Here is a 7,176-nt window from a genome sequence, read left to right on the forward strand (position 1 = left end):
CACCCCGGCGGATGGACGCTGGTCGATTACTCGCCGGTCGCCGGTAGCGTCGCGGGCATGACGGAGACCTGGCCCGGATCGGCCTACCCCCTCGGTGCGACCTACGACGGCAGCGGCACCAACTTCGCGCTCTTCAGCGAGGTCGCCGAGCGCGTCGAGCTGTGCCTGATCGACGACGACCCGGCAGCGGAGGGCAAGCGCCGCGAGACACGGGTGGAGCTGACCGAGGTCGACGCGTTCGTCTGGCACGCCTACCTCCCCGGCGTGCAGCCGGGCCAGCGCTACGGCTACCGCGTCCACGGCCCGTGGGACCCGGCGCAGGGCCTGCGCTGCAACCCGAACAAGCTGCTCCTCGACCCCTACGCCAAGGCGACGGTGGGCGAGTACGAGTGGGACCCGTCGGTCTTCTCCTACTCCTTCGAGGACCCCGACACCACCAACGACGACGACTCGCTCGACCACGTGATGCTCGGCGTGGTGATCAACCCGTTCTTCGACTGGGAGGGCGAGGCGCGCCCGCGCACGCCGTACCACGAGACGCTGATCTACGAGGCGCACGTCAAGGGCCTCACCCAGCTGCACCCCGAGGTGCCCGAGGAGCTGCGCGGGACCTACGCCGGCATCGCGCACCCGGCGGTCGTGGAGCACCTCACCCGCCTCGGCGTCACCGCGATCGAGCTGATGCCGGTGCACCAGTTCGTGCAGGACGACGCGCTCGTGCAGAAGGGTCTGCGCAACTACTGGGGCTACAACACCATCGGGTTCTTCGCCCCGCAGGAGTCCTACGCCTCCACCGACGGCCTCGGCCAGCAGGTGCAGGAGTTCAAGGCGATGGTCAAGGCGCTGCACGCCGCGGGCATCGAGGTCATCCTCGACGTGGTCTACAACCACACCGCCGAGGGCAACCACCTCGGGCCGACGCTCAGCATGAAGGGCATCGACAACGTCGCCTACTACCGGCTCGTCGAGGACGACCTGCAGTACTACATGGACTACACGGGCACCGGGAACTCCCTCAACGTCCGGCACCCGCACTCGCTGCAGCTGATCATGGACTCGCTGCGCTACTGGGTGACCGAGATGCACGTCGACGGCTTCCGCTTCGACCTCGCCTCCACCCTGGCGCGCGAGTTCTACGACGTCGACAAGCTGTCCACCTTCTTCGAGCTCGTGCAGCAGGACCCGGTGGTCAGCCAGGTCAAGCTGATCGCCGAGCCGTGGGACATCGGCCCCGGTGGCTACCAGGTCGGCGGCTTCCCGCCCCAGTGGACCGAGTGGAACGGCGCCTACCGCGACACCGTCCGCGACTTCTGGCGCGGTGAGCCCGCGCTCGGCGAGTTCGCCTCGCGCGTCGCCGGCTCCTCGGACCTCTACGAGAACTCGGGTCGCCGGCCCTTCGCGAGCATCAACTTCGTCACCGCCCACGACGGCTTCACGCTGCGCGACCTGGTGTCGTACAACGAGAAGCACAACGAGGCCAACGGCGAGGACAACAACGACGGCGAGAGCCACAACCGCTCGTGGAACCACGGCGTCGAGGGCCCGACCGACGACGAGCACGTCAATGCGCTGCGCGCGCGCGAGCAGCGCAACTTCATCACCACTCTGCTGCTCAGCCAGGGCGTGCCGATGCTGCTGCACGGTGACGAGCTCGGCCGCACCCAGGACGGCAACAACAACGGCTACGCCCAGGACAACGAGCTCACGTGGGTGCACTGGGACGAGGCCGACCACGGGCTCGTCGAGTTCACCGCCGCCGTCTCCCGGCTGCGCCGCGAGCACCGCACCTTCCGCCGTCGCCAGTTCTTCACCGGGCAGGCCGACGAGAACGGCCTCGACGACATCGTGTGGCTGCACCCCGACGGCCGGCCGATGGAGGAGGGCGACTGGGACTCGGGCCAGAAGTCGCTGGGCATGTACCTCAACGGCGACGCCATCAACACCCGCGACTCCCGCGGCAAGCCGATCACCGACGATCACTTCGTGCTGTGGTTCAACGCCGACGGCGAGTGCGAGGTGACCCTGCCCCCGGCGGAGTACGCCGAGTCGTGGGACGTGCTGATCGACACCGGCGGGGTGGCCGACGACCGTGGCACCTGCAAGGCCGGCACGTCCCTGCGGATGGGGGAGCGGTCCACCCTGGTGCTCCGCGAGCACACCGATCCCGAGCCGGAGGAGACCGACCGCTCGGTCGCCGCATCCCTGAGCACCACCGCGGGAACAGAGGCGCCGTGACCCACGACCCGGACCGGCGCACCCCGCGCAGCACCTACCGCCTGCAGGTGAGCCCCGACTTCACCCTGTACGACGCCGCGCGGGTGCTGCCGTACCTCCACGACCTCGGCGTGGACTGGGTCTACCTCTCGCCGCTGCTGGCCTCCGAGCCGGGCAGCACGCACGGCTACGACGTGGTCGCCTTCGACCACGTCGACCCCGAGCGCGGTGGTGCCGAGGGTCTCGACGCCCTGTCGGCCGAGGCACGCCGCCTCGGCATGGGTGTGCTGGTCGACATCGTCCCCAACCACGTCGGCGTCGCGACGCCGGCCGAGGACCCCTGGTGGTGGGACGTGCTGCGGCTGGGCCGGGAGTCCGAGCACGCGACGGCGTTCGACGTGGACTGGGCGGCCGGTGACGGGCGGATCCTCATCCCGGTGGTCGGCGACGACGACGAGGACGCGATCCGCATCGACACCAGCGGCCCGGGGGAGGGCGTCGTGCGCTACCACGACCAGCGCTTCCCGCTGGCGCCCGGCACGACCACCCTCGAGGAGCAGCACTACGAGCTGGTCAGCTGGCGGGCCGCCGACGAGGACCTCAACTACCGCCGCTTCTTCGCCGTCAACACCCTCGCCGCGGTGCGCGTCGAGGACCCCGAGGTCTTCGCCGAGACCCACGTCGAGATCAAGCGCTGGTTCGACGAGGGCCTCGTCGACGGGCTGCGGGTGGACCACCCCGACGGCCTGCGCGACCCCAAGCGCTACCTCGACGACCTCGCCGCGCTCACCGGTGGCGCCTACGTCCTGGTCGAGAAGATCCTCGAGCCCGGCGAGGAGCTGCCCCGCGACTGGGCCACGTCCGGCACCACCGGGTACGACGCGCTCGCGCTCATCGACCGCGTGCTCACCGACCCGGCCGGCGAGGCGCCGCTGACCGCCCTGGAGGACCGGCTGCGCGGCGCGCCGGTCGACTGGGAGCGGATGGTCCACGACAACAAGCGCGCGGTCGCCGACGGCATCCTGCACGCCGAGGTCCTCCGCATCACCCGCGAGGTCGAGCGGGTGCTCGAGCACCGCAACGAGTCGGCCGACGACGACGCCGTCGCCGACGCGGTCGCCGAGCTGCTGGCCTGCTTCCCGGTCTACCGCTCCTACCTCCCCGAGGGCCGCGAGCACCTCGAGCAGGCGTTCACCCGGGCGCGGGCGGAGCGCCCCGACCTCGCCGCGACGTACGACGTCCTCGAGCCCGTGCTGCACGACGAGTGGGGCCAGCCGGCCCGGCGCTTCCAGCAGACCTCCGGCATGGTCATGGCCAAGGGCGTCGAGGACTGCTCGTTCTACCGCTGGTCCCGGCTGACCTCGCTCAACGAGGTGGGCGGCGACCCGTCGATCTTCGCGATCGGGGTCGAGGACTTCCACGACGCCATGGCGACCCGGCAGCGCGACTGGCCCGATGCGATGGTCACCCTCTCCACCCACGACACCAAGCGCGGCGAGGACGTCCGCGCCCGCATCACGGTGCTGGCCGAGGAGCCCGGGCACTGGGAGCGGTCGCTCGACGAGCTGCTGCGCCTCGCGCCGGTGCCCGACCCCGCCTTCGGCTCCCTGCTGTGGCAGGCCGTGCTGGGGGCGTGGACGCCCGAACACCTGCCCGACCTGCCCGAGCGGCTGCACGGCTACGCCGAGAAGGCGATGCGCGAGGCCGGCGACCGCACCACCTGGACCGAGCCCGACGAGGAGTACGAGGTGGCGGTGCACGCGGCCGTCGACGCCGTCTTCGACTCCGCCGAGGTGCAGCAGGTGCTGGTCGACCTCGCCACCCGCATCGACGCCCCCGCCCAGTCGAACTCCCTCGCCGCCAAGCTGGTCGCGATCACCATGCCGGGTGTCTGCGACGTCTACCAGGGCAGCGAGCTGTGGGAGACCTCGCTCGTCGACCCGGACAACCGCCGGCCCGTCGACTTCGACCACCGCGCCGGCTTGCTCGCCGGCACGGCCGAGGACGACGCCGCGACCAAGCTGCACGTCACCTGCACGGCGCTCACCCTGCGCCGCGAGCGCCCCGAGCTCTTCACCGGCTACACCCCGGTCACCGCGACGGGCACGGCCGCCGGTCACGCGGTCGCGTTCGATCGCGGCGGCGCGATCACCGTGGTGACCCGGCTGCCGGTCGGGCTCGACGCCGCCGGCGGCTGGGGCGACACCCGTCTCGACCTGCCGCCGGGCCGCTGGCACGACGTGCTCACCGGCGTCGGGACCGACGGGCACCTCGCCGACCTGCTCGCCACCCACCCGGTCGCGCTGCTGGTGCGGGAGGACGCGTGAGGGGCCCCTTCGACGTCTGGGCGCCGCGGCCGCAGCGCGTGCGCCTGCTCTGCGGCGACAACGCCGGGGGCTCCGTGCTCGAGATGTCGCGCGGCGACGACGGGTGGTGGACGCCGGCCGAGCCGCTGCCCGCCGCGGTGGAGCACCCCCTCTACGTCGACTACGGCTACCTCCTCGACGACGACCCGGAGCCGCGACCCGACCCGCGCTCGCGCCGCCAGCCCGGCGGCGTGCACGAGCTCTCCCGGCGCGACCTCACGACGTACGAGTGGCAGGACGCCGCGTGGACCGGTCGCCAGCTGCCGGGCTCGGTGATCTACGAGCTGCACGTCGGCACCTTCACCCCGGGCGGCACGCTCGACCACGCGATCGAGCGCCTCGACCACCTGCTCGACCTCGGCGTCGACCTCGTCGAGGTGATGCCGGTCAACGCCTTCAACGGCACCCACAACTGGGGCTACGACGGCGTCGGCTGGTACGCCGTCCACGAGGGCTACGGCGGCCCCGAGGCGTACCAGCGGTTCGTCGACGCCTGCCACGCCAAGGGTCTGGGCGTCGTGCAGGACGTGGTCCACAACCACCTCGGCCCCTCGGGCAACTACCTGCCGCTCTTCGGGCCCTACCTCAAGGACGGCCGCAACACCTGGGGCGACCTGGTGAACCTCGACGGCGAGGGCTCGGCCGAGGTGCGCCGGTTCATCCTCGACAACGTGCGGATGTGGTTCGAGGACTACCACGTCGACGCGCTCCGGCTCGACGCTGTGCACGCGCTCAGCGACACCTCCGAGGTGCACCTGCTCGAGGAGATGGCGGTCGAGGTCGCCGCGCTGTCGGCCCACCTGCGCCGGCCTCTGACGCTGGTCGCCGAGTCCGACCTGAACGACACGCGGCTGGTGACGCCGCGCGAGGCCGGCGGCTACGGCCTCGACGCCCAGTGGAGCGACGACTTCCACCACGCCGTCCACGTCGCCCTCAGCGGGGAGACCGCCGGCTACTACGCCGACTTCGAGCCGCTCGAGGCGCTGGCCAAGGTCTGCGAGCGCGGGTTCTTCCACGACGGCACCTGGTCGTCGTTCCGCGAGCGCGAGCACGGCGTGCCGATCGACACCGCGACGATGCCCACCTGGCGGCTCGTGGTGGCCAACCAGAACCACGACCAGATCGGCAACCGGGCGCGCGGCGACCGGCTGGCCGAGCACCTCGACGACGACCAGCTCGCCTGCGCGGCGCTGCTCACGCTCGCCGGTCCGTTCACGCCCATGCTGTTCATGGGGGAGGAGTGGGCGGCGTCCACGCCGTTCCAGTTCTTCACCTCCCACCCTGAGCCCGAGCTGGGTAAGGCCACGGCGGAGGGGCGGATCGCGGAGTTCGCGAAGATGGGTTGGGACCCTGCCGAGGTGCCCGACCCGCAGGACCCGGCCACCTTCCAGAGGTCCAAGCTCGACTGGGACGAGCTCGACAGCGGGCGGCACGCCGTCGTCCTCGACTGCTACCGGCAGCTCGCCCGGCTGCGGCGCGAGCTGCCGCAGCTGACCGACCCGGCCTTCGGCTCCGTCTCGTGCACGGTCGAGGGGCGCCTGTTCACCATGCGCCGCGGCGACCTGCTCGTCGTCGTCAACGCCGGCGAGGTCGACGTCACTCTCGAGGTGGACGCGAGCGAGGTGCTGTTCCAGACACCGTCGGGCGTAAAGCTCTCCGGTGGCACGGTGGAGGTCCCTCCGCACGCCGGTGCGCTCCTGCGCTGAACAGCCCGTGTCGGATCCGTCGCAACTTTTCCGGCGGCCCTAGAGTCTCCACCACGCAAGGGCCTTCCGGCCGCAGCTCACACCACGGGGAACCACCATGAACCGCATCACCGCCTTCACCGCGGCGGCAGCCCTGGCCGTCGCTCCGCTCGCCTTCGCGGCGCCCTCCACGGCGGCGCCGGCCAAGGCCGGCTCCTACACCGTGACCGCCAAGGTCAACAAGACCGTCGCCATCGGCGAGGAGACCATCATCAAGGTCCGCGGCAAGGTCACCCCGAAGGCCGCCGGCCAGAAGGTCGTCCTCCAGCAGCGCGTGGGCAACAAGAAGTCCTGGAAGTCCACGGGCACCGCCAAGATCAAGGGCAACGGCTCCTACGTGCTCAAGGACGACCCGTCGACGCCCGGCAAGCGCCAGTACCGCGTCCTCAAGCCGGCCTCGAACGGCGTGAAGAAGGGCTTCAGCCCCACGCTCGACGTCGAGGTCTACAGCTGGGGCCGGCTGACCGCCCGCCCGGCCGGTCCGGCGCAGAACGTCCAGTTCAACGGCGCGCTCATCGCCACCGACTACTACGCCGCCAGCGTCCTGACCGCCACGCCGGGCACGGCGTCGTCGATCGAGTACACGCTGGGTCGCAAGTGCCTCCAGCTGCGGGCGACGTACGCCCTCATCGACCAGTCGGCGAGCGGCTCCAGCGGCGCCGTCACCGTCACCGCCGACGGCGCGGTCAAGTCCAGCCACGCCCTCGCGGTCGGCACCGTCGTGGCCGACGAGGTCGTCGACATCAAGGACGCGTTCCGCATCAAGTTCGACCTCAGCACGAGCGCCACGCCGGCCGGCTACGCCGCCGTCGCGACGCCCGAGGTGCTCTGCACCCGCTGACGTCACACCG

Annotated in this window: 4 protein-coding genes; all 4 read left to right on the forward strand. The window is 71.4% G+C overall.

Translation table 11 applies throughout. The annotated features are described in order from the left end of the window. Positions 1–57 precede the first annotated feature (57 nt). A complete protein-coding gene (gene glgX / locus Q9S36_RS29490; protein ID WP_311288392.1) occupies positions 58–2,235 on the forward strand; it encodes a glycogen debranching protein GlgX in 2,178 nt (725 codons plus the stop codon). Further along, positions 2,232–4,541, forward strand: a complete 2,310-nt coding sequence (gene treY, locus Q9S36_RS29495; protein ID WP_311288393.1) for a malto-oligosyltrehalose synthase — start codon at positions 2,232–2,234, stop codon at positions 4,539–4,541. The genes glgX and treY overlap by 4 nt, the downstream gene beginning before the upstream one ends. Next, complete coding sequence (gene treZ / locus Q9S36_RS29500; protein ID WP_311288394.1) at positions 4,538–6,286, forward strand: malto-oligosyltrehalose trehalohydrolase; 1,749 nt, start codon at positions 4,538–4,540, stop codon at positions 6,284–6,286. Before treY ends, treZ begins: the two co-directional genes overlap by 4 nt. 97 nt (positions 6,287–6,383) lie before the next feature. After that, a complete protein-coding gene (locus Q9S36_RS29505; RefSeq protein ID WP_311288395.1) occupies positions 6,384–7,166 on the forward strand; it encodes a hypothetical protein in 783 nt (260 codons plus the stop codon). Positions 7,167–7,176 lie beyond the last annotated feature (10 nt).

The sequence above is a fragment of the Microbacterium sp. ARD31 genome, assembly GCF_031844425.1.